Source organism: Albidovulum aestuarii (genome assembly GCF_029961185.1).
GTDB classification, from domain to species: domain Bacteria; phylum Pseudomonadota; class Alphaproteobacteria; order Rhodobacterales; family Rhodobacteraceae; genus Albidovulum; species Albidovulum aestuarii.
The window spans coordinates 438567-458401 of sequence record NZ_JASBQQ010000001.1 but is presented as its reverse complement, the minus strand read 5'-3'; the positions used below and the strand labels follow the sequence as shown (position 1 = coordinate 458401).

Here is a 19835-nt window from a genome sequence, read left to right as displayed (position 1 = left end):
GGGCTTATTATAAAGATATGTGACGCTTTCGTGACGCATCATGCGTCGTCGTGCGGCGCGGTGTCCAGCACCTCGGCAGCCAAAGCCCGCGTCACGGGCCGTCCGCGCTGAAGTGCCACGGCGTCGAGCGTGGCGACGGTGGCCCGCGCGGCGGCGAACGAGCGGTCGATGCGGCGGATGAGCCACTGGATGAGGGCCGGGGTGACCTGCAACTGGCGGTCGGCGAAGAGTTTCAGGCAGACAGCCGAGAGGAGCGCGTCATCGGGCGGCAGAAGCTCGGCCGTGGCGGTCGCCTCCATCCGGCTTTTCAGATCGGGCAGGATGAGGCCCCAATGCGTCGGGCCCCGCCATGCAGTCAGCAGCAGAGGAGCCTCTGCGGCCAGCAGGTGATTGTGCAGGTGAAAGAGCGCGGTTTCCGCCACGCGGTCGCCCGCGATGCGGTCGGCATCCTCAACCACCATCGGTCCGGCCTCGGGCAGGGGCAGGGTGGCAAGATCGCTGGCCACGATCACCCGCGCGCCCGTGTCGCCCGCCCAGACCTGTGCCAGATGGCTCTTGCCCGAGCCCTCGGGCCCCAGAAGCAGCATCTTGCCCTGCGGCCAGCCACCCGCGTCGAGCGCAGCCAGCGCCAGCTCATTGGCGGGAGAGACGAAGAAGTCCTCGCGTCCCAGTGCGGGGCGCACCGGCAGGTCGAAGGCAAGCTGGCGGGGCATCTTATTCCTCGTCCCGCCCGGCAAGGCCTGTGTAAAGACGGCTGCTCAGATACTGGCCGACACCGAAGCGCGCCAGTACGCCGATGGCAGCAGCGACCGGGACGGCGACCAGCATACCGACAAACCCGAAGACGGTGCCGAAGGCCGAGAGGGCGAAGAGCAGCCAGACCGGGTGGAGGCCCACGGATTTGCCGACAAAGCGCGGCGTGATGACATTGCCCTCTAGGAACTGGCCCGCAGCGAAGATCGCGGCGATGATGCCGATGCTGAGCCAGTCGCCCCAGAACTGAAAGAGCGCAAGCCCGATGGCGAGCGCACCGCCGATCAGCGCGCCGACATAGGGAATGAAGGTGATAAGCCCGGCTATGGCCCCGACGATCAGCCCGAAATCCAGCCCCGCCAGCATCAGCGCCACGGCATAGAACGTGCCGAGCGCCATACAGACCGAAACCTGCCCGCGCACGAAGCCCGCAAGCACCCGGTCGATGTCGCGGGCGATGGTGCGGATTGTGTCCCTGTGGTCGCGCGGCAGCCAGCTGTCGATCTTGGCGACCATATTGTCCCAGTCGAGCAGCAGGTAGAAGGCGACGACGGGCACCACGACGATGAAGACGATGGCGTTGATGACCGACAGCGCCGAGGTCAGCAGTCCCTGCGCCAGTTCGCCGCCCCGTGCCTGAATGGTCTTGCCGATGCCGTTCAGCGCGTCGCGCAGGGCACTTTGTTCATCCATCAGCGAGGGAAACTTCGCAGTGAGGAAGCCCTGCAATTCGCCAAAGATCGTCGGTGCCGCATTGACCAGACCGACGAGCTGGCGCACCAGCATCGGGACGATGAGAAGCGACAGCAGGATGAAGATCAGAAGCGCCGCCACCGATATGACCGATGTCGCCGCCGAGCGGCTCAGTCCCGCGCGTTCAAGACGATCCGCAACCGGGTCAAGGAAATAGGCTATCGCACCGCCGACGAGGAAGGGCAGGATCACATTTCCCAAGCCCCAGAGCGCGGCAAAGAATACGCCCGCCGCGATGCCCCAATATGTTGCCTGATGCCGGATCGGCAATGCCATCGTCGTCTCCTGTGTCGGGCCAGTCATGGCGCAATGCGCGGCAGCGCGCAAGCAGCGAGGCCGAGGCGCTGCGTCACAGGCCGTTTGCAGCGCTTTTGCTTGCGCGCAAACGGATCGGCGTTATTCTGCACCGCGAAGAAAGGTTGCCGCAGTGCAGAAGCACAGTGATTTCACACAGTATACCGAGGTCACGCCGTCGGCGGCGATTGACACCGCGCGTCATGGCTGGCGGGCGAAGTGCCTGCAGCGGCTGATCCGTCTTGATCTGCCGGTACCGAAGACCGTGGCCCTGCCCTGCGACACCGTGCGCGCCATCGCTGCCGGGCAGATGCCGGATATCGACGGTATCGCCGCGCTTTTCCATGACGTGCTGGTTTCGATCCGGCCCTCGCCGGGCGATCCTGACTGGGGCGGGCCGAACACTGTTCTGAATGTCGGCATGAATGCTGATAAACATGCACAGTTTGTCCGCGACCACGGACAGGCCTTTGCCGATGCTACCTATCTCGGTTTTGTCCAGTCCTATGCGATCCATGTGGCGCGGCTTGACCCGGACATGTTCACTGCCGAACCGTCGTCCGAGGCTCTGGCTGCTGCGCTTGCGGCCTATGAAGCCGAGATGGACGAGGATTTCCCCCAATCCCCTGCCCAGCAATTTACCGAGGTGATGCGGTCGATGGCCCGCGCCTGGGAAGGCACGACCGCCCGGCTTCTGCGCGCGGCCAAGGGGGCGCCCGCCGATGCGCCGTTGGGGCTGGTGGTTCAGGAAATGGCGCAGGCCTTTGGTCCTGGTCTTTCAGGGCGCGGCACGATCCAGCTCATTGAACCCGTAACCGGCGCGCCGCAGGTCACAGGCCGGTTCCGCGGGCTGAATCCGGTCAATCGCAAGGCGGAAGAAACGCTCTTTCTCGTGAAGGACAAGCGGGGACATTCGCTGGAAGAAGCAGCGCCGGAGGTTTTTACCACGCTGCAGGAGCATTGCCAGATTTGCCGCCGGAAGCTGCGCGAGGAGATGCAGATCGAATTCGCGCTGGAAAACGGCGCGCTGAAGGTGATCGATGCGGTTCGCGTTCAGCGGTCGGCCCGCGCGAGCGTCAGGATTGCCGTGACGCTTGCCAAAAACAAGATCATCGACCGTGAGGAAGCGATCCTGCGGGTAGAGCCGCGGGCGATTTCCGAATTGCTCCACTATCAGGTGGATCCGCGCGCGCCGCGCGATCGGATCGCACGCGGCATTGCCGCCAGCCCCGGCGGCGCATCTGGCCGTCTGGTCTTCACCTCGGCCGATGCTCAGGCCTCGGCGGCGCGGGATGAACGCTGCATTCTTGTCCGCCGTGAAACCTCACCCGAGGATATCCGTGGTATGCATGCCGCCGTGGCTGTTCTGACCGAGCGCGGCGGGGTGACCAGCCATGCGGCCGTGATCGCGCGTGGCCTTGGTCTGCCCTGCATCGTCGGGGCATCGGAAATCGCCATAAATCAGCGTGACAAGGTTCTGAAGACCAAGGATGGCCGCAGCTTCCGCGAAGGCGATGTGATCACCGTCGACGGCACGACAGGCGATGTTCTGGCCGGTCAGGCCGAGATGCTGGAACCCGCGCTCGACGAATGGTTCACGACGCTTCTGCACTGGGCCGACAATGTGCGCGACATTGGCGTCCGGGCCAATGCCGATACGCCGGATGATGCCCGAACGGCGCGGATGTTCGAGGCCGAGGGCATCGGGCTCTGCCGGACCGAGCACATGTTCTTCGACGAGGACCGTCTGACGGTGATGCGTGAGATGATCTTTGCCGACACGGCGAAGGACCGGAAGGTCGCGCTGGATTTGCTCTTGCCGATGCAGCGGGCCGATTTCATCGCACTTTTTGATATCATGGCAGGGCAGCCGGTCTGTATCCGGCTATTTGATCCGCCCCTGCACGAGTTCCTGCCGCAGGACCGCGAGGGAATGCGCGAACTGGCCGAGGCGCTCGACCGGCCGCTGTCGGAAGTGATGCGCCGGGTGGAGGCGTTGTCGGAATTCAACCCGATGCTTGGCCTGCGCGGTGTACGGATTGGCGTGACGGTGCCCGAAATCTACGAAATGCAGGCCCGCGCGATTTTCGAGGCGACGGTCGAGGCGTCGAAGCGCGGCGCGCCAGTCGTGCCCGAGGTGATGATCCCGCTGGTTTCGGCCAAGCGCGAGGTGGAGCTGGTCAAGACGCGTATCGATGCGGTTGCTGCAGCGGTCCGGACCGCGACGGGTGCGGATTTCACCTACCGGCTTGGGGTCATGGTCGAAACCCCGCGTGCGGCGCTGCGGGCGGGCGACATCGCCCAGCATGCGGCGTTCCTGTCATTCGGCACCAACGACCTCACGCAGATGACCTATGGCCTGTCGCGTGATGATGCTGGTCGCTTCATGGGCGATTACGTCCAGCAAGGGGTCTACCCAGAGGATCCTTTCCATGTTCTGGACGAGGAAGGTGTCGGCGAACTTTTGCTTATCGGCTCGGCGCGTGGGCGCGAAATGCGACATGATGTGACGCTTTCGGTCTGCGGAGAGCATGGCGGCAACCCCGACTCTATTGCATTTTGTCGCAGGCTGGGCTTCGACTACGTCTCTTGCTCACCTTTCCGGGTGCCTGTGGCGCGACTTGCTGCGGCCCATTTTGCCCTTCTAGATCGGCAAAATCCAAAAAAAGAACATTAATTATCAATAGCTTGATTGATATGTGGGTGCGCGCTACCTGATCTGACGCGGTTTCCTGATCGGAAACAGCTTGCGGGTTATCCACAGGTATTGTTGCATAAATGTCTCAAGGGTGGACGGGGTCCGCCATTTGGGCTATGTCCGCCTCCGTCAAAGCCTTGGGGGGCTGTGGCTCGACGAAGTAATTCGGGAAAGAACAATGTCAGTGCTGAAGTGCTGGACCGGGAGCGCGGTGCTGCTCCTCGCCCTCGCCGGAGGCGTGCATGCCGAAATGACGGTGAGCCAGTCCAATGATCCGACTGCTGCCTTGGGTATGAACCTCACGGCGCTCCTTGGCCAGGAAAAGGCCGCGCTGGGGGCTGTGAGCGCCGCCCGGCTGAGCAAGATCGTGACGCCGCCGGCTGTGAAGCCGTCGAAGTCGAAAACCGTCGGCGATATCGCCTATGACGCGGACTGGCTGGCCAAGCAGCCCGCCGCCAAGGGCGGACCGGAATTCGAATGCCTTGCGACGGCGCTCTACTTCGAGGCGCGCGGCGAGGGGATCAAGGGCCAGGCCGCCGTGGCCGAGGTCATTCTCAACCGGGTTGAAAGCCCGACCTTCCCGCGGACGATCTGCGGCGTGGTCAATCAGGGCAATTCGCGCGGCTGCCAGTTCTCGTTCACCTGTGACGGGCGGCCCGAAAACATCCGTGATCGCGGCGCATGGACCGTGGCGGGCAAGATCGCGCGGGCGATGATTGACGGCGCCCCGCGCCAGTTGACCGATGGCGCGACCTATTTCCACACGCCCGCCGTGCGGCCTTCCTGGGCGAAGCGGTTCGAGAAGACGGCCAAAATCGGTCGCCATATCTTCTACCGGGCGCCCCTGCAGACCGCGATGAACTGACGCTGGCAGGCGGCGACCTGCCGCCTTCCGCCTTTCGGTGCCCGCGCGCGGCGCTATGATCGCCCGCGACGCTGCCCCGGAGCCTTCCATGTCCGACGAAATCACCCAGGCCTTCGCCCATCCCGAAGAGCGGGCGAAAGCCATGGGCGGGCCGAACCCGCCCGACCGTCTTTCGCTGCGCGACTACGTCGTCTCCGCCGATATCGGTGCCTTTCAGGTCGAACGCGGGCAGGAGCAGCGGCTGCGCTTCAATGTTGTGGTGGAGCTTGCCCCGCAGGGCGAGGCGGGTGACGATGTCGATCTGATCCTCTCCTATGACCGGCTGACTGAGGCGATCGACGCGGAACTGGCTGCGGAGCGGCTGAACCTGCTGGAAACGCTTTCTGAAAACATCGCGGCCCGTATTCTGGCCGAACCGCAGGCGGAACGCGTTTTCCTGAGGATCGAGAAGCTCGACCGCGGGCCCTATGCGCTGGGGGTAGAGATCGTCCGCAGCCGCGCCGATATCGCGGGCCCCGCCGTGGCGGCCGAAACACCAATGCCGGTCGTCCACGTATCGGGGCAGGGTGGCTGGCAGATAGGCCGCGCGCTAGGTCCGGCCGTGGTCGTGCCGCCCTTACCCGAGAAACGGCCCGTCGCCGCGACCGGCGTCGCTCAGCTTCGCATCGACCTTCTTTCGATGGAGCAGGCGGCGTGGGGAATGGCTGCCGATGACACGGCGCTGACGGTGGTTGCCACCCGCACCGAACTCGACTGGGCGCTGAAACAGGGGCAGGTTGTGGTCTGGGCACCCTCGAAACTGGTGCTCGACACACCTGGCGCACCACAAGGCGCGGATGCAGGCGTACTGGCCTGCTGGCTGGCCGAAGACCTCGGCGCGACGAAGGTCATCGCTCACGGCGATGTTGCAATTCCGGCGGGTTGCCGCGTGCCGGTGGAGCGGGTCTGACACGGGCCGCTTGCCATCCCCGCCCGGCCCGGCCTAAACCGCTCGCCATGATCTATTACCGTCCCATCGCCCACACCGATGCCGCCCGTCCGGCCCTTGCGCCCTGGCTTGCAGGCGGCTGGTCGTGGTTCGACCGGCTGGAGCGTCTGGAACGCGGCAAGGCCCCAAAGGTGGTCACCGTCGATGACGTGCCCGAAACGGTGCTGCGACGGTTGTGCGACCCGCGCGCCCCAATTGCGGGATTGGCGATGGACCGCCCGCGCCTGATGGGTATCCTCAATGTCACGCCGGACAGTTTTTCCGACGGTGGCCGGTTCCATGCGGCCGATGCTGCGGTTGCCCATGCAAGAGGCATGGCAGAGGCGGGGGCCGATATTCTTGATACCGGCGGCGAAAGCACGCGGCCGGGATCTGCGGCGGTGAGCGTCGGCGAAGAGGTCGGGCGCACCGAACCGGTGATCCGCGCGCTGACCGGCGCGGGACTTGAGACGCCCGTCTCCATCGACACGCGCAAAGCGGAGGTGGCAGAGGCAGCGCTTGCAGCCGGGGCGAAGATTGTCAACGATGTCGCGGCGTTGAGCTATGATCCTCAGCTGGCGTCAGTGGTCTCCAGGGCGGGCGTACCGCTCTGCCTGATGCATGCCCAGGGCGACCCGGCGACGATGCAGGACGACCCGCGCTATGACGATGTTCTACTCGATGTCTATGACTACCTTGAGGCCCGCGTCGCCGTTGCCGAGGCCGCAGGAATCGCCCGCGACCGGATCATCGTCGATCCGGGGATTGGTTTCGGCAAGACGGTTGACCACAACCTTGCCCTGATCAGGGGTCTGTCGCTTTTCCACGGGCTCGGCTGTCCGATCCTGCTCGGGGCCTCGCGCAAGCGCTTCATCGGCACGATCGGGCGGGCGGACAAGGCGGATGATCGGGTGCCGGGTACACTGGTGGTGACGCTGGCCGGCATCGCTCAGGGCGTGCAGATTCACCGCGTTCATGATATGACCGAGGCAAAACAGGCGCTGAGGCTCTGGCAGGCCGTGACGCTGGGAGAAACGACATGAGCAGGAAGCTTTTCGGCACCGACGGTGTGCGGGGGACCGCAAACACGCATCCGATGACAGCAGAAATGGCGCTGCGCCTCGGGGCTGCGGCGGGGCGGTTCTTCCGCACCGACGGTCGGAACGGTCACCGTGTGGTGATCGGCAAGGACACGCGGCTGTCGGGTTACATGCTGGAAAACGCTTTGACGGCAGGGCTGACCTCGACCGGCATGAACGTGCTGCTGCTCGGGCCTGTGCCGACGCCGGGCGTGGGGTTCCTGACCCGGTCCATGCGCGCCGATCTTGGCATCATGATCTCTGCAAGCCACAATCACGCCCATGACAACGGCATCAAGTTCTTTGGCCCCGATGGTTTCAAATTGTCGGATGAGGCTGAGGCCGAGATCGAGGCGATCCTCGAAGGCGATATCGCGCTCGCGCAGCCGCAGAATATCGGCCGGGCCAAGCGGATCGATGACGGGCTTGGCCGCTATGTCGAATATGCCAAGACCACTTTCCCGGTGCGCGGGGCGCTTTCCGGCCTGAAGGTCGTCGTCGACTGTGCCAATGGCGCCGCCTACAAAGCCGCGCCGGAGGTTCTGTGGGAGCTCGGGGCCGAGGTGATCCCGATCGGCGTGTCGCCCAACGGCTTCAACATCAACGAAAAATGCGGTTCCACCTATACCCAGACGGCGGCAGAGGCGGTCGTGGCCCATGGCGCTGATCTCGGCATCTCGCTGGATGGCGATGCTGACCGGGTGATGATCCTCGATGAAAACGGGCGGTTGGCCGACGGCGACCAGATCATGGCGCTCTTCGCGGCGCGCTGGGCCGAGGCCGAGCGGCTGAAGGGTGGTGCGCTGGTCGCGACCGTGATGTCCAATCTGGGGTTGGAGCGGTTCCTGACCGGGCGCGGCCTCAGGCTGGAGCGCACCGCCGTCGGAGACCGATATGTCGTCGAACGAATGCGCGAGGGTGGCTTCAACCTTGGCGGCGAGCAGTCGGGCCATATCGTGATGACGGACTATGCGACCACGGGCGACGGGCTGATTGCCGGCCTCCAGTTCCTTGCGGCGATGGCCGAGACCGGAAAGCGCGCCTCGGAACTGGTTCGCCAGTTCGACACCGTGCCACAACTTCTAAAGAACGTCCGCTATGGTGCCGGAAAGGAACCGCTTTCCGCCGCATCCGTGCAGAACGCGATTACCGGCGCCGAGGCGCGGCTGAACGGCTCTGGTCGCCTTCTAATCCGCAAATCTGGCACCGAGCCCCTGATCCGGGTCATGGCCGAATGCGAGGATGAGGCGCTTTTGACCGAGGTTGTCGATGGCATCGTCGCGGCGGTCGAAGCGGCGGTCTGACAAAAATTCCGGAAATGACAAAGGGCAGCCCTCAGGCTGCCCTTTCTTGTTTCGATTCGACGTAGGGTCAGTTCCGCGACTTGTCGACCATCTTGCCCTTGGAAATCCAGGGCATCATGGCGCGGAGCTTTTCGCCGACCTGTTCGATCTGGTGTTCGTCGTTCAGGCGACGGGTCGCCTTGAAGAACGGCTGGCCTACCGAGTTTTCCTGCATGAAGTCACGCACGAACTTGCCGGTCTGGATGTCGGTCAGAACCGCCTTCATCCGGGCCTTGGTCTCGTCGTAAGGCAGGATGCGCGGGCCCGAGACGTATTCGCCGTATTCGGCGGTGTTCGAGATCGAGTAGTTCATGTTGGCGATGCCGCCTTCGTAGATCAGGTCGACGATCAGCTTCACCTCGTGCAGGCATTCGAAATAGGCCATCTCGGGCTCATAGCCCGCCTCGACCAGAGTCTCGAAGCCCATGCGGATCAGTTCGACAAGGCCACCACAGAGCACCGCCTGTTCGCCGAAGAGGTCGGTTTCGCATTCCTGACGGAAGTTCGTCTCGATGATACCGGACCGGCCGCCACCGATGGCGGAGCAGTACGAAAGGCCGATTTCCATCGCCTTGCCGGTCGCGTCCTGGTGGACCGCCACGAGGCAGGGCACGCCGCCGCCCTTGACATATTCGCCGCGCACGGTGTGGCCGGGGCCCTTAGGCGCCATCATGATGACGTCGACGCCGGCCTTCGGCTCGATCAGGCCGAAATGCACGTTGAGGCCGTGGGCGAAGGCAATCGCCGAACCCTCTTTCAGGTTGTCATGCACGTATTTCTTGTAGGTCTCGGCCTGCAGTTCGTCCGGCATGGTGAACATGATCACGTCGCACCAGGCAGCCGCCTCGGCGATGCCCATGACCTTCAGGCCCTCTTTCTCGCACTTGGCGGCGGAGGGCGAACCTTCGCGGAGCGCGATGACCACGTTCTTGGCGCCCGAATCGCGCAGGTTCAGCGCATGGGCGTGGCCCTGCGAGCCGTAGCCGAGAATGGCGACTTTCTTGTCCTTGATCAGGTTGATATCGCAGTCGCGATCGTAATAGACGCGCATGATGCGTTCCTTTCTTCGTTGCTGGGGCGAAGATAGACAGGCGCGGGTGATTTACCGTTCAAAGTTCGATAAGATTCACGTATATCGTGAAATTCAATTCTATTTGTCGGTACAATACGAAAAAATCATGCAAATCGACGACACAGACCGCCGCATCCTGCGCCAGCTTCTGGCAGAGCCGGGCCTTGCCACCGCCGAACTGGCGGAACGGGCGGGCGTGACGGCGGCCACCTGCTGGCGGCGGCTGGAGAAGCTGACCGAGGCGGGCGTGCTGAAGGGCCAGCACGCGGTGATCGACTGGCGCGCGCTCGGCTGGGCGGTCGAGGTCAGCTTGCGCTTCACACTCGACAAGACCAATCCGCGCGCCTTCGACGAATTTCTAGACGCTGCCCGTGAGGTGCCAGAGGTGATCGAGATTCAGACCTTCCTTGGCCGCGTCGATATCCGCCTCAACGTCATCGCCCGCGATATGGGCCATTATCAGGAAGTGTACCGCGACCGTATCCTGACCCTGCCGCATATCGCCGATATCGAAAGCCTGATGCTCGTCTCGACCATCAAGGAAACCAGGAGCCTCGCGCTGTGATCGACCTTGATGATACCGACCGGGCGATCCTGCGTGCGTTGGTCGCGGATGCCACGCAAAGCGCGGGCGCCGTGGGGCGGTCGCTGGGGCTTTCCCAGCCTGCGACGTGGCGACGGATCAAACGGCTGGAGGAGGCGGGGGTGATCGCGGGGCGCCGCATCGAGCTTGATGCCGAAAGGCTCGGATTCGGCGTCACCGTTTTTCTTGGCGTGAAACTCGCCACAAAGGGTCGAGTCAGCCTTGAGGATTTCGAGCGCGCCGCTACCGCCATCCCCGAGGTGCAGACTGTCCAGCACGTTCTTGGCCTTTATGATTACCGCCTGCGTGTGACCGCCCGCGATTTGGCCGATTTTGAACGGGTCCTGCGCCGCCGGATCATGACCCTGCCCGGTGTTGGCAACGTCGAGGCCAATGTGCTTCTATCCGAGGAACGGCGGCCGGGTCCGATTGGCTGAGCCGAGGGAGGGATAATGCAGTACCACCATTTGTATGCGGATGAGACGGGGGAAAGCCGCTGGCGCGATGTTGAGGTCAGCGTCAGGGAACGCACGTTCGCACCGCCTGCGAAGGCGATCGAAATCTCCGACCCGGTCCGCGCGGGCAAGATGCTGTTTCTCAGGCTCCGCGCCGGATGGGACGAACCTGCCCATGCAAGCCCGATCCCGCAGACTTTGGTTTGCCTGCGGGGCACGGCCATAGTAACGGCAAGTGACGGAACCGAACGAACGATAGGGGCGGGCACGGTCTGGCGCATGGAAGACACCACCGGAAAGGGGCACCATACACGGGTCCTCGATGGTGAGGACTTCGAATGCGTCATCGTTCAACATGTCTGATCTCTGCACCTGACACACTTTACTGAGGACACGCTCCATGCCTGCGCTACTGCCCAATATCGACCCCGATGGCCTTGAAGAGTTTTCGGTCGTCTTCACCGACCGCTCGCTCAACCATATGAGCAAGAAGTTCCAGCAGGTTATGCGGGATATCTCGTCCATGCTGAAAGAGGTCTACAACGCCGATGCGGTGGCATTGGTGCCGGGGGGTGGCAGCTATGCGATGGAATCCGTCGCCCGCCAGTTCGCCTCGGGCAAACGCGCGCTGATTGTGCGCAACGGCTGGTTCTCCTACCGCTGGACCCAGATCTTCGAGGCGGGCGGCTTTGCCGGTGAGACACATGTCGCTATGGCGCGCCGCGCGGGCAATGATGTGCAGGCCCCCTTCGCCCCCGCGCCGATCGAGGACGTGACGAAGACCATCCGCGAGGTAAGGCCCGATGTCGTCTTCGCGCCGCATGTGGAGACCGCATCCGGCATGATCCTGCCCGACGATTACCTGAAGGCGCTGGCCGATGCCGCGCATGAGGTTGGCGCGCTTTTCGTTCTGGATTGCATCGCCTCGGGCTGCGTCTGGGTCGACATGAAGGCGACGGGCGTCGATGTGCTGATCTCGGCGCCGCAAAAGGGCTGGTCGGCCTCGCCTTCGGCCGGGCTCGTGATGATGACTGCCGAGGCGGAGAAGCGGATGGAGGGCACGAATTCCTCCAGCTTCGCGATGGACCTGAAGAAATGGCGCTCGATCATGGCGGCCTATGAAGGCGGCGGTCATGCTTATCATGCGACCATGCCGACCGATGCGCTGACGGCCTTCCGCGACACGATGGTCGAGACCAAGGACTATGGTTTCGAGAAGTTGCGAGACGCGCAATGGGCGCTTGGCAATGCAGTTCGGGCCGAACTGAAGTCGCGCGGCATCAAGTCGGTTGCCGCCGAAGGCTTCGGCGCGCCGGGTGTGGTGGTCAGCTTCACCGACGATCCCGATATCCAGACCGGCAAGAAATTCCTCGCCGCCGGCGTGCAGATTGCAGCGGGCGTTCCCTTGCAGGTGGGCGAGGGCGAGGCCTATCGCAGCTTCCGCCTTGGCCTCTTCGGTCTCGACAAGCTTTACGATGTCGAGGGTACGGTCGAGCGGATCAAACGTGCGCTCGACGCCGCGATGGGCTGACCAAATTTGCCCGGACGGCCCGCCTGCGGTTAGACTTGGCCGCGGGGGGAGGGTCGACGATGACAGATGTCGCAGAACACTACACCCGTGGTGAAGGGCTTGCCGCAAGGATCGCGGCGAGCCTGAAGCAGGATGGCAAGGATCTGGCGGCGATCACCACGGCTGATCTGGGTCCGGTGGACGAGTTTCACATCCGTGGCCGCAAGGCGACGCTGGAACTCGGCGAGGCGCTGTTGCTCGGTCCGACGACGAGAGTGCTCGATCTCGGGTCGGGCCTAGGTGGCCCTGCACGGACGCTGGCCGAGACCTGGGGCTGTCACGTCACGGGGATCGACCTCACGCCGGAGTTTTGCCGGGCCGCAGATGAGATGAGCGGCTGGGTCGGGCTTTCCGACAAGGTGCGTTTCGTTCAGGGCGATGCCACGGCTCTGCCTTTCGAGGATAACGCGTTCGACGCCGCGCTGACCGTTCACGTCGCGATGAACATTGCCGCCAAGGACAAGCTCTATGCCGAGGCGCATCGCGTGCTGAAACCGGGCGCGCGGTTTGCGGTCTATGATGTCATGCAGGGCGAGGGCGGTGACATCATCTATCCGGTGCCATGGGCGCGGGACGCGTCGATCAGCTTCGTGGCGACGCCTGATGAGGTTGGCGAACTGCTTGTTGCCGCCGGGTTCACGCGGCTGGAGCGGATCGATTCAACCGAAGAAAGTCTGGACTGGTTCAAGGACGTGGCTGCGAGGATCGCCCGGTCCGGTGCGCGTGCGAGTTCAAGCGGGATCGTCTTTGGCGAGGGATTTGAAGAAATGGTGCGCAATCAGGTGCAGAACCTCACCGAGTGCCGCATCCGGACTGTCAGCTTTCTGTGCGAAGCCTAGTGCATCCCCAGTCCGGCTTTCATCAGCGTTTTTCGGACCGGCGCGAGCGAATAGAGCGCATTCAGGGCGCTGGCCCGCATGTCGCGCAGCGGGCGGGGCGAGAGCATCGAGGTACGGTTCAGAAGGTCGATGCCCAGAACCCGCGCCTTAACCTCGGGCCAGCGGCGGCGGTGATAGCTTTGCAGCATGGTCCGGTCGCCAAGCCGCTCCGGCGCGGCTTTCGCAAGGTCCAGAAGGCAGGCAAGATCGGCCAGCGACATGTTTAGCCCCTGCGCGCCGATGGGTGGCACGACATGGGCGGCCTCGGCGATCAGCGCGGTGCGTTCGGCCTCGAACCGGTCGGCGATCTGGGCGATCATCGGCCAGATCGACCGTTTTGTGACCAGTGTCAGCGGCCCGAAGAGACCCGTGGAGCGCTCGAACATCGCCGTCTCAAACTCCGGGACGGGCAGGGCGGCGAGGCGTTCGGCTTCCGGTCCCCGTTCCATCCAGACGATGGCGGAACAGGGTTTGCCGTCGCGGTCGGGCAGGGGAACGAGGGTGAACGGCCCGCCGGTGCGGTGAATCTCGGTCGAGACATTCTGATGCGGGATCGGGTGGGTAACGGCGAAGGCGAGCGCCTTCTGGCCATAGCGCATGGTCTTCACGCCGATGCCGAGGGCTTCACGCACCGGGCTGCCCCGCCCATCGGCGGCGATCAGAAGCCGGGCCGAGACCTGCGCCCCGTCCGACAGCGTCACCCGCGCTTCGGTTTCGCGGGTCAGAACCCCGCGTGTCGCGATGCCGGGGCGGAAATCGACATTCGGCAATTCGGCGACCCGGGCCACCAGTTCGCGGCGCAGAAGCCAGTTGGGAAAGTTCCAGCCAAAGGGCTCGTCGCCGATCTCGGCGGCGTCGAAATCCTTTGTGACACGCGGCTCGGGCGTTTCGCCACCTGCATCTACGATGCGCATTACTTTGAGTTCCGCCGCGTGAGGGGCAAGCCGGTCCCACAGTCCGGCCTCGGTCAGGACGGAACGGGCCGGCTGCAGAAAGGCGGTGGTGCGCAGGTCGGCACCCTCGCCATCATCGGTGACGGGGGGGGCGGGATCGGTGCAGATCACTGAAAACCCCGTAGCACCGAAGGCCGCTGCTGCGGTCAGCCCGGCGACCCCGCCGCCGGAAATCAGGATACCGGTCGTCTCTGCCATGGCCCCGCCTTTCACTTGAAAGGACAATAGGCCAGAGGCGGATGAACAGCCAGATGGCACACCGTCGCGGGACTACTTCCCGAGCGTGATCAGGATCAGCGTCGCGAAGATCACCGGCACCGTGGCGAGCGCGGTCATGGCCAGCGCCACAAGTCCCCAGGTTTTCACCGCCAGCACCAGAAGGGTCAGCAGGATGACGAGGAAATAGAGGATATTGTCCCGTGTCCCATGGATCAGGTCGCGCGCGATCCAGCCGATGACGGGGATGGCGAAGTACCAGGGTCGGTGGGCAGTGGTTACAGTCATGGTGTTCTCCTGTTGCGCGGAAGGGCAGATATGAACGCGCTGGCCGTGCGGCAACGGGTCTGAATGCCGCAGGCCGGGATTAGCTCAGGAGGCTTTTGAGGAAGGCGGGAAGGTCGTCGGTATGGTGGTGGATGAAGGGTGCAGGCTCGGGCGCGGGTGCCACATGCACGGTCCGCATGCCCATCTCATGCGGGGCGGCGAGGTTGCGCACATCGTCTTCGAACATGGCGGCCTTTTCGGGGGCGACGCCATCACGGGCAAAGATCGTCTCGAAGGCCATGCGTTCGGGCTTCGGCCGGTAGCCTGCATGTTCCACGCCATAGACCGCGTCAAAAAGTCCGCTGAGTCCGCGCCCGGCGAGGACCCGTTCGGCATAGGGTGCCGAGCCGTTGGTGTAGACGATCCGCCGACCCGGCAGGGCTGCGATCGCCTCGCGCAGGCCCGGGTCGGGTTTCAGCGCGCTGAACGAAATATCATGTACATCAATGAGATAGGGATCCGGGTCGAGCCCATGTTCATGCATCAGCCCCGCCAGCGTCGTGCCGTAGAGCTTCCAGTAGTGGCTGCGCAGCCGGTCGGCCTCTTCGCGCGGGACGCCGAGCGCGTCCATCACATAGGCCGTCATCCGTACTTCGATCTGGTCAAAGAGCCGGACCGAGGGCGGATAGAGCGTATTGTCGAGGTCGAAGACCCAGGCCTCGACATGGGAAAAGGCTTCGCGCGGCATGGCGCGACATTATGCGCTGCGCGCATGCGCCGCAATGGGATGGGTTGCCAAGAGTGACCGCAGGCGCTTAGGCTCCGCGCCGCGGGGGACGGGCAGAAGGGACCACGATGCAGAAGGACGCCTATACGTTAATTCTGGAGGCGATCGATCAGGGCATCTACCGGCCCGGCGATCGGCTGGTCGAGGCGGAACTGGCCGAGCGGTTCGGAGTGTCGCGGACCCCGGTGCGAGAGGCGTTGCAGCGGCTTGAAACCCAGTCGATGCTGGCGCGCGACGGGCGGTCGCTGATCGTGGCCTCGCTCGATCACAACCAGTTGGCCGAGCTTTACGTCGTGCGCGCCGAACTGGAAGGCCTAGCAGCCAAGCTCGCGGCGAAACATGCGAGTCCGGAAGAGGTCAAAGTTCTTGCCGATATGGTCGAGGCGGACCGTGAGTTCCTGAACGATCCCCCGGCGCTGTCGCGCGCCAACCGGCGGTTTCACAAGCAGATCCACCTTGCCTCGCACAACCGCTATCTGGTGCAGCAGCTTGACCTAGTGCATCGGTCGATGGCGCTTCTGGCCACAACCTCGCTTGCGGCCGAGGGGCGGGGGGAGGCGGCGCTTGGCGAACATGAGGCGATCGTAAAGGCGATCGCGGCGGGCGATGGTGATGCGGCCGCCGATGCGCTCAGGTCACATATCTCCCGCGCCTTCGAGACCCGGCTGAAGCTCGATGCCGGTTCGGTGCGCAGTGCCGGGTAGAGGCGACAACAGAAGATAGGTCGCCTCGGGCGCGCTTGGTAAAAGCGCCAGGGCGGGGCGTTGCGGCGAAGCCGGTGCGAAATCTGCACGCGGCTCGGCCACCATGGAATATGGCTGCGTATGTCCGTTGTCGCCAATGCTGAAGAGATGCAGCCGGGAATCGGCGCTGCGGTCGGAATGGAGTTGGACCGAAGGCGGCAGGTCGGCCGGAACATGCACGGGATCGGTCAGGAGATAGGCCGGTAGCATGGCCGCGATGTCCTGTTGTGCGGCGACGACGCCATGAGCAGTCTTGTCCCAGTAGAAGGGACGGGTGATCCATTCATAAAGCGCCTTGTAAGACGACAGCGCCGCCAGCGGGAAATAGACATGCAGCGTCGGCACCCATTTTTGCAGGTGCCGGTGCACGGGACCGCTCGTTGCCCAGATACCGACCGCGATATTGATCGCCTCGGCCGAGACAAAGACGAGCCCAACAGCCAGCAGCAGCATCGGTGGCAGCGCATCGTTCAAAGGCGTTGGCAGGCCGAGCGTGATGAGCCAGAACGACCACAGGACCGGTGTAAGAACGGCCTGCGACAGTGAGCCGACAAAGAGGATCTGCACGCCCCAGAACCGCTTGGCCCCAAGCTCGCGCCACAGCCGGGCGGGGTCACGCATATGGCTGGCCCAGGTGACGGCAAAGCCCTTCTGCCAGCGCGAACGCTGACGAATCCATGTCACGGCATGGGAATTGGGCTCTTCCTCTGTCACTGTGTCGATCAGGTCTGTCCGGTAGCCATGACGGGCCAACCTGACGCCAAGATCGGCATCCTCGGTCACGTTATGCGCGTCCCAGCCGCCAAGCTGCTCCAGCACATCGCGCCGGAAAAAGAGCGTGGTGCCGCCGAGCGGCACGACGAAGCCGAGCCGCGCCAGTCCGGGCAGGAAGGCCCGGAACCACGAGGCGTATTCGACGGTGAAACAACGGGTCAGCCAGTTGTGCCCGGCATTGTAGAAATCGAGAATGCCCTGAAGGCAGGCGACATCCGGCGCCGCCTCGTGAAATCCGCGCACGACCTTGCGGATCTGTTGTGGCTCTGGGCGGTCCTCGGCATCCCAGATGCCGACGATGGAGCCACGGCAGAAGTCGAGCGCGTAGTTCAGCGCCCGCGGTTTGGTCCGGATCGGCCCGTCAGGCACCGTGACGACCCGCATCCAGCGCGGCAGGCCACGGCGTTCCAACGCGGTCCGGGTCTGGTGATCGTCCTCCTCGACGACCAAAAGGATGTCGAGCAGTTCCTTAGGATAGTCGATCCGGCCGATCCGGCGGATCAGCCGTGGTGCGATGTCGTCCTCGCGAAAGAGCGGAACCATGACCGACACGATGGGCAATCGGGCCATCGGCCTTGGCGGCAGCGACGGCGGGGCGCGGCGTTGGGCACGGGATTCGGCGCGGAAACAGATAAATTTCAGCCCCGTGAACGCGACGGTTGAGAGGACCGCCCAGAAGGCGAGGGCAAGATAGGTCTGCACCGGCGCGATCACCGCGCCCGTTGCCAGCGCGGCAAGCGCGGTGACGGCAATGCGGCGCGCGCGAATGATGTTCTGGCTGCGGCAGCTTTCAGCTTCGGGAACGCGTGTTTCGGCCTTGCGGATCAGCGTCGTCTCGCGCGTTGCGACAAGGGCCGTGTGAAGGTCGCGCTCGGGGGCCAGCGCCATGATAACTGGGCCATAATCCTCCGGCAGAGAGTTGCGAAGCTGGGCGAACTCTTCGGGCCGCGAGGTCGCGACGACCGTCGCGCCGCCGATCTGGCGCCAGGGCAGGACACCGTGTTTCAGGCAGAACCCGGCGCCAAGCCGGTCCAGCAACCGCGCGTCTGGCGGATTGGCGATGATATCTAGCGCCCGCGCCCCCCATTGCAGCGAGAGAGCCGCCGTGAGGTCGGCCTCGGTCACCCAGCCATGGGTCAGAAGGATATCGCCGAGCCGCGCCTCTTCCCGGTCCCGGAGCGCGATCGCCTTGAGCATATTGCCCGGCTCTACCGCCTTCATGTCGATGAGGATCTGGCAGAGCGGCTTGCGGTCGGGCCGCTGCGTGCGGCGCGGCTTGCGCGCGGGCAGATCAGTGGTCGCGGCGGGCGCCTGGGCCGCAGGGTCCGGGACGAGACGAAGATGCGAAACGACGGGTGCCATGGGGCCTCCGGTGCCGAGCTTTCGCTGAGCCTGAGGCCGACAGGGTTAATGCCGGGTTAAGGGAACCCGGAAAACTTTGTTAAGATTTGCAGGTGATTCCAGAGAAACGCCCGGCTGTCAGGCGGCGCGCCGGTCGCGCATTGCCTGTGCGAAGCGCTCGAAGAGGTAGAAGCTGTCCTGCGGGCCGGGGCTCGCCTCCGGGTGATGCTGCACCGAAAAGACCGGGCGGCCTTCCAGCCTTATGCCGCAATTCGATCCGTCGAAGAGCGATACATGGGTTTCCTTCACGCCTTTGGGCAGGGTCTGGGCATCAACGGCGAATCCGTGGTTCATCGAGGTGATCTCGACCTTGCCGGTCTCCATATCCTTCACCGGATGGTTGGCACCGTGATGGCCGTGGTTCATCTTGATCGTCCTGGCGCCGACAGCGAGTGCGAGCATCTGGTGGCCAAGGCAGATACCAAAGACCGGCAGGTCGCGGGACAATACGTCCTTGATCATCGGCACGGCATATTCGCCGGTCGCCGCAGGATCGCCGGGGCCGTTTGACAGGAACACGCCTTCGGGATTGTGGGCCAGCACCTCTTCGGCGGTCGCGGTGGCTGGCAGGACGGTGACGTCGCAGCCGGCAGAGGCGAGGCAGCGCAGGATGTTGCGTTTCGCGCCATAATCGATGGCCACGACGCGGAAACCTTCGCCCTCGCGCTTGCCATAGCCATCGGGCCAGGCCCAGCGGGTTTCATCCCAGCGGTAGCTCTGGGCGCAGGTCACGTCCTTGGCCAGATCGAGGCCGACAAGGCCGGACCATGCCCGCGCCTTCGCAACCAGTGCGGCGATGTCAAAATTGCCCTCGGGGTCATGCGCGAGCGCCACATGCGGTGCGCCCTGCTGTCGGATCGCGCGGGTCAGGCGGCGAGTGTCGATGCCGCCGATGCCGATGCGACCGTTCTTTTCCAGCCATTGGACCAGATGACCGGCCGCGCGCCAGTTCGACGGCTCGGTCGGGTCCCATTTCACCACCATGCCAGCGGCGACCGGCTCGGCCGCCTCGTCATCCTCGGGCGTCACGCCGACATTGCCGATATGGGGGAAGGTAAAGGTCACGACCTGCCCGGCATAGGAGGGATCGGTCATGATCTCCTGATACCCGGTCATCGCGGTGTTGAAGCACAGTTCGGCGACCGTCTCGCCCGTGGCGCCGAAACCCTTGCCGTAAAAGAGCATGCCGTCGGCCAGCGCGAGGCAGGCGGTGGGCTTGTCACTGTTGGGCATGGCGCGACTCCCCGGCGGTCAAATCCCGCGGAACCTAAGGGGCGGGGCAAGCGGGGTCAAGGGGGTAGGTGTGATATGGCTTACGTAACGATTTCAATGAGTTATTGAAAAATCTGCCGGTTGTGTCGGACTTGCGTTGCAGATATGGTGG

At 64.1% G+C, this 19835-nt stretch carries 19 protein-coding genes; 11 read left to right on the top strand and 8 right to left on the bottom strand.

Annotation, left to right across the window (positions count from 1 at the left end):
- Window positions 1–38: 38 nt before the first annotated feature.
- Both QKW60_RS02305 and QKW60_RS02300 read right to left on the bottom strand, forming a co-directional pair.
- Window positions 39–713 carry a P-loop NTPase family protein gene (locus QKW60_RS02305; protein WP_282366119.1) on the bottom strand — a complete coding sequence of 225 codons (675 nt, stop codon included), beginning with the start codon at window positions 711–713 and terminating at the stop codon, window positions 39–41.
- Between the two features lies 1 nt (window position 714).
- A complete protein-coding gene (locus QKW60_RS02300; RefSeq protein WP_282366117.1) occupies window positions 715–1782 on the bottom strand; it encodes an AI-2E family transporter in 1068 nt (355 codons plus the stop codon).
- Between the two features lie 151 nt (window positions 1783–1933).
- Between QKW60_RS02300 and QKW60_RS02295 the strand changes: the two genes are divergently transcribed.
- The 5 genes from QKW60_RS02295 to glmM all read left to right on the top strand — a co-directional run bounded on the left by QKW60_RS02295 (window position 1934) and on the right by glmM (window position 8713).
- Complete coding sequence (locus QKW60_RS02295; RefSeq protein WP_282366115.1) at window positions 1934–4477, top strand: putative PEP-binding protein; 2544 nt, start codon at window positions 1934–1936, stop codon at window positions 4475–4477.
- Between the two features lie 199 nt (window positions 4478–4676).
- Window positions 4677–5363: a cell wall hydrolase gene (locus QKW60_RS02290; RefSeq protein WP_282366113.1), complete on the top strand. Its 687-nt coding sequence runs from the start codon at window positions 4677–4679 to the stop codon at window positions 5361–5363.
- Between the two features lie 88 nt (window positions 5364–5451).
- Complete coding sequence (locus tag QKW60_RS02285; RefSeq protein WP_282366111.1) at window positions 5452–6312, top strand: dihydroneopterin aldolase; 861 nt, start codon at window positions 5452–5454, stop codon at window positions 6310–6312.
- 47 nt (window positions 6313–6359) lie between these two features.
- The gene (gene folP / locus QKW60_RS02280) at window positions 6360–7373 is read left to right on the top strand and encodes a dihydropteroate synthase (protein ID WP_282366109.1); all 1014 of its coding nucleotides are present in this window, start codon (window positions 6360–6362) and stop codon (window positions 7371–7373) included.
- Window positions 7370–8713 (top strand): phosphoglucosamine mutase, encoded by a 1344-nt coding sequence (gene glmM / locus QKW60_RS02275; RefSeq protein WP_282366107.1) that lies wholly within the window; start codon window positions 7370–7372, stop codon window positions 8711–8713. The genes folP and glmM overlap by 4 nt, the downstream gene beginning before the upstream one ends.
- Before the next feature lie 67 nt (window positions 8714–8780).
- Here glmM and ilvC read toward each other — a convergent pair whose 3' ends face one another.
- Entirely contained in the window at window positions 8781–9803 is a 1023-nt protein-coding gene (gene ilvC / locus QKW60_RS02270) for a ketol-acid reductoisomerase (RefSeq protein WP_282366106.1), read from the bottom strand.
- Between the two features lie 127 nt (window positions 9804–9930).
- Between ilvC and QKW60_RS02265 the strand changes: the two genes are divergently transcribed.
- From QKW60_RS02265 to QKW60_RS02245, 5 genes are read left to right on the top strand one after another with little or no spacing between them, the layout of a single operon-like run.
- Complete coding sequence (locus tag QKW60_RS02265) at window positions 9931–10389, top strand: Lrp/AsnC family transcriptional regulator (RefSeq protein WP_282366105.1); 459 nt, start codon at window positions 9931–9933, stop codon at window positions 10387–10389.
- Window positions 10386–10844 (top strand): Lrp/AsnC family transcriptional regulator, encoded by a 459-nt coding sequence (locus tag QKW60_RS02260; RefSeq protein WP_282366104.1) that lies wholly within the window; start codon window positions 10386–10388, stop codon window positions 10842–10844. Before QKW60_RS02265 ends, QKW60_RS02260 begins: the two co-directional genes overlap by 4 nt.
- 15 nt (window positions 10845–10859) lie before the next feature.
- A complete protein-coding gene (locus QKW60_RS02255) occupies window positions 10860–11225 on the top strand; it encodes a cupin domain-containing protein (RefSeq protein WP_282366103.1) in 366 nt (121 codons plus the stop codon).
- A gap of 37 nt (window positions 11226–11262) precedes the next feature.
- Window positions 11263–12393: an aminotransferase class V-fold PLP-dependent enzyme gene (locus tag QKW60_RS02250; RefSeq protein WP_282366102.1), complete on the top strand. Its 1131-nt coding sequence runs from the start codon at window positions 11263–11265 to the stop codon at window positions 12391–12393.
- Between the two features lie 59 nt (window positions 12394–12452).
- A complete protein-coding gene (locus QKW60_RS02245) occupies window positions 12453–13271 on the top strand; it encodes a class I SAM-dependent methyltransferase (RefSeq protein WP_282366101.1) in 819 nt (272 codons plus the stop codon).
- Here QKW60_RS02245 and QKW60_RS02240 read toward each other — a convergent pair.
- The 3 genes from QKW60_RS02240 to QKW60_RS02230 all read right to left on the bottom strand — a co-directional run bounded on the left by QKW60_RS02240 (window position 13268) and on the right by QKW60_RS02230 (window position 15494).
- Entirely contained in the window at window positions 13268–14461 is a 1194-nt protein-coding gene (locus QKW60_RS02240) for a UbiH/UbiF family hydroxylase (RefSeq protein WP_282366100.1), read from the bottom strand. The genes QKW60_RS02245 and QKW60_RS02240 overlap by 4 nt on opposite strands.
- Before the next feature lie 72 nt (window positions 14462–14533).
- The gene (locus QKW60_RS02235) at window positions 14534–14767 is read right to left on the bottom strand and encodes a hypothetical protein (protein ID WP_282366098.1); all 234 of its coding nucleotides are present in this window, start codon (window positions 14765–14767) and stop codon (window positions 14534–14536) included.
- Between the two features lie 79 nt (window positions 14768–14846).
- Window positions 14847–15494 carry a pyrimidine 5'-nucleotidase gene (locus QKW60_RS02230; protein ID WP_282366096.1) on the bottom strand — a complete coding sequence of 216 codons (648 nt, stop codon included), beginning with the start codon at window positions 15492–15494 and terminating at the stop codon, window positions 14847–14849.
- Window positions 15495–15601: 107 nt separating this feature from the next.
- On the opposite strand from QKW60_RS02230, the gene QKW60_RS02225 reads away from it, so the two are divergent.
- Complete coding sequence (locus QKW60_RS02225; RefSeq protein ID WP_282366095.1) at window positions 15602–16237, top strand: GntR family transcriptional regulator; 636 nt, start codon at window positions 15602–15604, stop codon at window positions 16235–16237.
- Here the strand turns inward: QKW60_RS02225 and QKW60_RS02220 are convergent.
- Together QKW60_RS02220 and carA are read right to left on the bottom strand one after the other, a co-directional pair.
- On the bottom strand, window positions 16169–18412 hold the full coding sequence (locus QKW60_RS02220) for a glycosyltransferase (RefSeq protein WP_282366093.1): 2244 nt from the start codon (window positions 18410–18412) through the stop codon (window positions 16169–16171). The two genes, QKW60_RS02225 and QKW60_RS02220, sit on opposite strands and share 69 nt — an antisense overlap.
- A 117-nt stretch (window positions 18413–18529) precedes the next feature.
- Complete coding sequence (gene carA, locus QKW60_RS02215; RefSeq protein ID WP_282366092.1) at window positions 18530–19684, bottom strand: glutamine-hydrolyzing carbamoyl-phosphate synthase small subunit; 1155 nt, start codon at window positions 19682–19684, stop codon at window positions 18530–18532.
- Window positions 19685–19835 lie beyond the last annotated feature (151 nt).

Excerpts from the sequence above, each read along its gene's own strand:
- QKW60_RS02305 (WP_282366119.1), bottom strand. The coding sequence starts at position 713 with ATGCCCCGCCAGCTTGCCTTCGACCTGCCGGTGCGCCCCGCACTGGGA.
- QKW60_RS02300 (WP_282366117.1), bottom strand. The coding sequence starts at position 1,782 with ATGGCATTGCCGATCCGGCATCAGGCAACATATTGGGGCATCGCGGCG.
- QKW60_RS02290 (WP_282366113.1), top strand. The coding sequence starts at position 4,677 with ATGTCAGTGCTGAAGTGCTGGACCGGGAGCGCGGTGCTGCTCCTCGCC.
- QKW60_RS02285 (WP_282366111.1), top strand. The coding sequence starts at position 5,452 with ATGTCCGACGAAATCACCCAGGCCTTCGCCCATCCCGAAGAGCGGGCG.
- folP (WP_282366109.1), top strand. The coding sequence starts at position 6,360 with ATGATCTATTACCGTCCCATCGCCCACACCGATGCCGCCCGTCCGGCC.
- glmM (WP_282366107.1), top strand. The coding sequence starts at position 7,370 with ATGAGCAGGAAGCTTTTCGGCACCGACGGTGTGCGGGGGACCGCAAAC.
- ilvC (WP_282366106.1), bottom strand. The coding sequence starts at position 9,803 with ATGCGCGTCTATTACGATCGCGACTGCGATATCAACCTGATCAAGGAC.
- QKW60_RS02265 (WP_282366105.1), top strand. The coding sequence starts at position 9,931 with ATGCAAATCGACGACACAGACCGCCGCATCCTGCGCCAGCTTCTGGCA.
- QKW60_RS02255 (WP_282366103.1), top strand. The coding sequence starts at position 10,860 with ATGCAGTACCACCATTTGTATGCGGATGAGACGGGGGAAAGCCGCTGG.
- QKW60_RS02250 (WP_282366102.1), top strand. The coding sequence starts at position 11,263 with ATGCCTGCGCTACTGCCCAATATCGACCCCGATGGCCTTGAAGAGTTT.
- QKW60_RS02245 (WP_282366101.1), top strand. The coding sequence starts at position 12,453 with ATGACAGATGTCGCAGAACACTACACCCGTGGTGAAGGGCTTGCCGCA.
- QKW60_RS02240 (WP_282366100.1), bottom strand. The coding sequence starts at position 14,461 with ATGGCAGAGACGACCGGTATCCTGATTTCCGGCGGCGGGGTCGCCGGG.
- QKW60_RS02235 (WP_282366098.1), bottom strand. The coding sequence starts at position 14,767 with ATGACTGTAACCACTGCCCACCGACCCTGGTACTTCGCCATCCCCGTC.
- QKW60_RS02230 (WP_282366096.1), bottom strand. The coding sequence starts at position 15,494 with ATGCCGCGCGAAGCCTTTTCCCATGTCGAGGCCTGGGTCTTCGACCTC.
- QKW60_RS02225 (WP_282366095.1), top strand. The coding sequence starts at position 15,602 with ATGCAGAAGGACGCCTATACGTTAATTCTGGAGGCGATCGATCAGGGC.
- QKW60_RS02220 (WP_282366093.1), bottom strand. The coding sequence starts at position 18,412 with ATGGCACCCGTCGTTTCGCATCTTCGTCTCGTCCCGGACCCTGCGGCC.
- carA (WP_282366092.1), bottom strand. The coding sequence starts at position 19,684 with ATGCCCAACAGTGACAAGCCCACCGCCTGCCTCGCGCTGGCCGACGGC.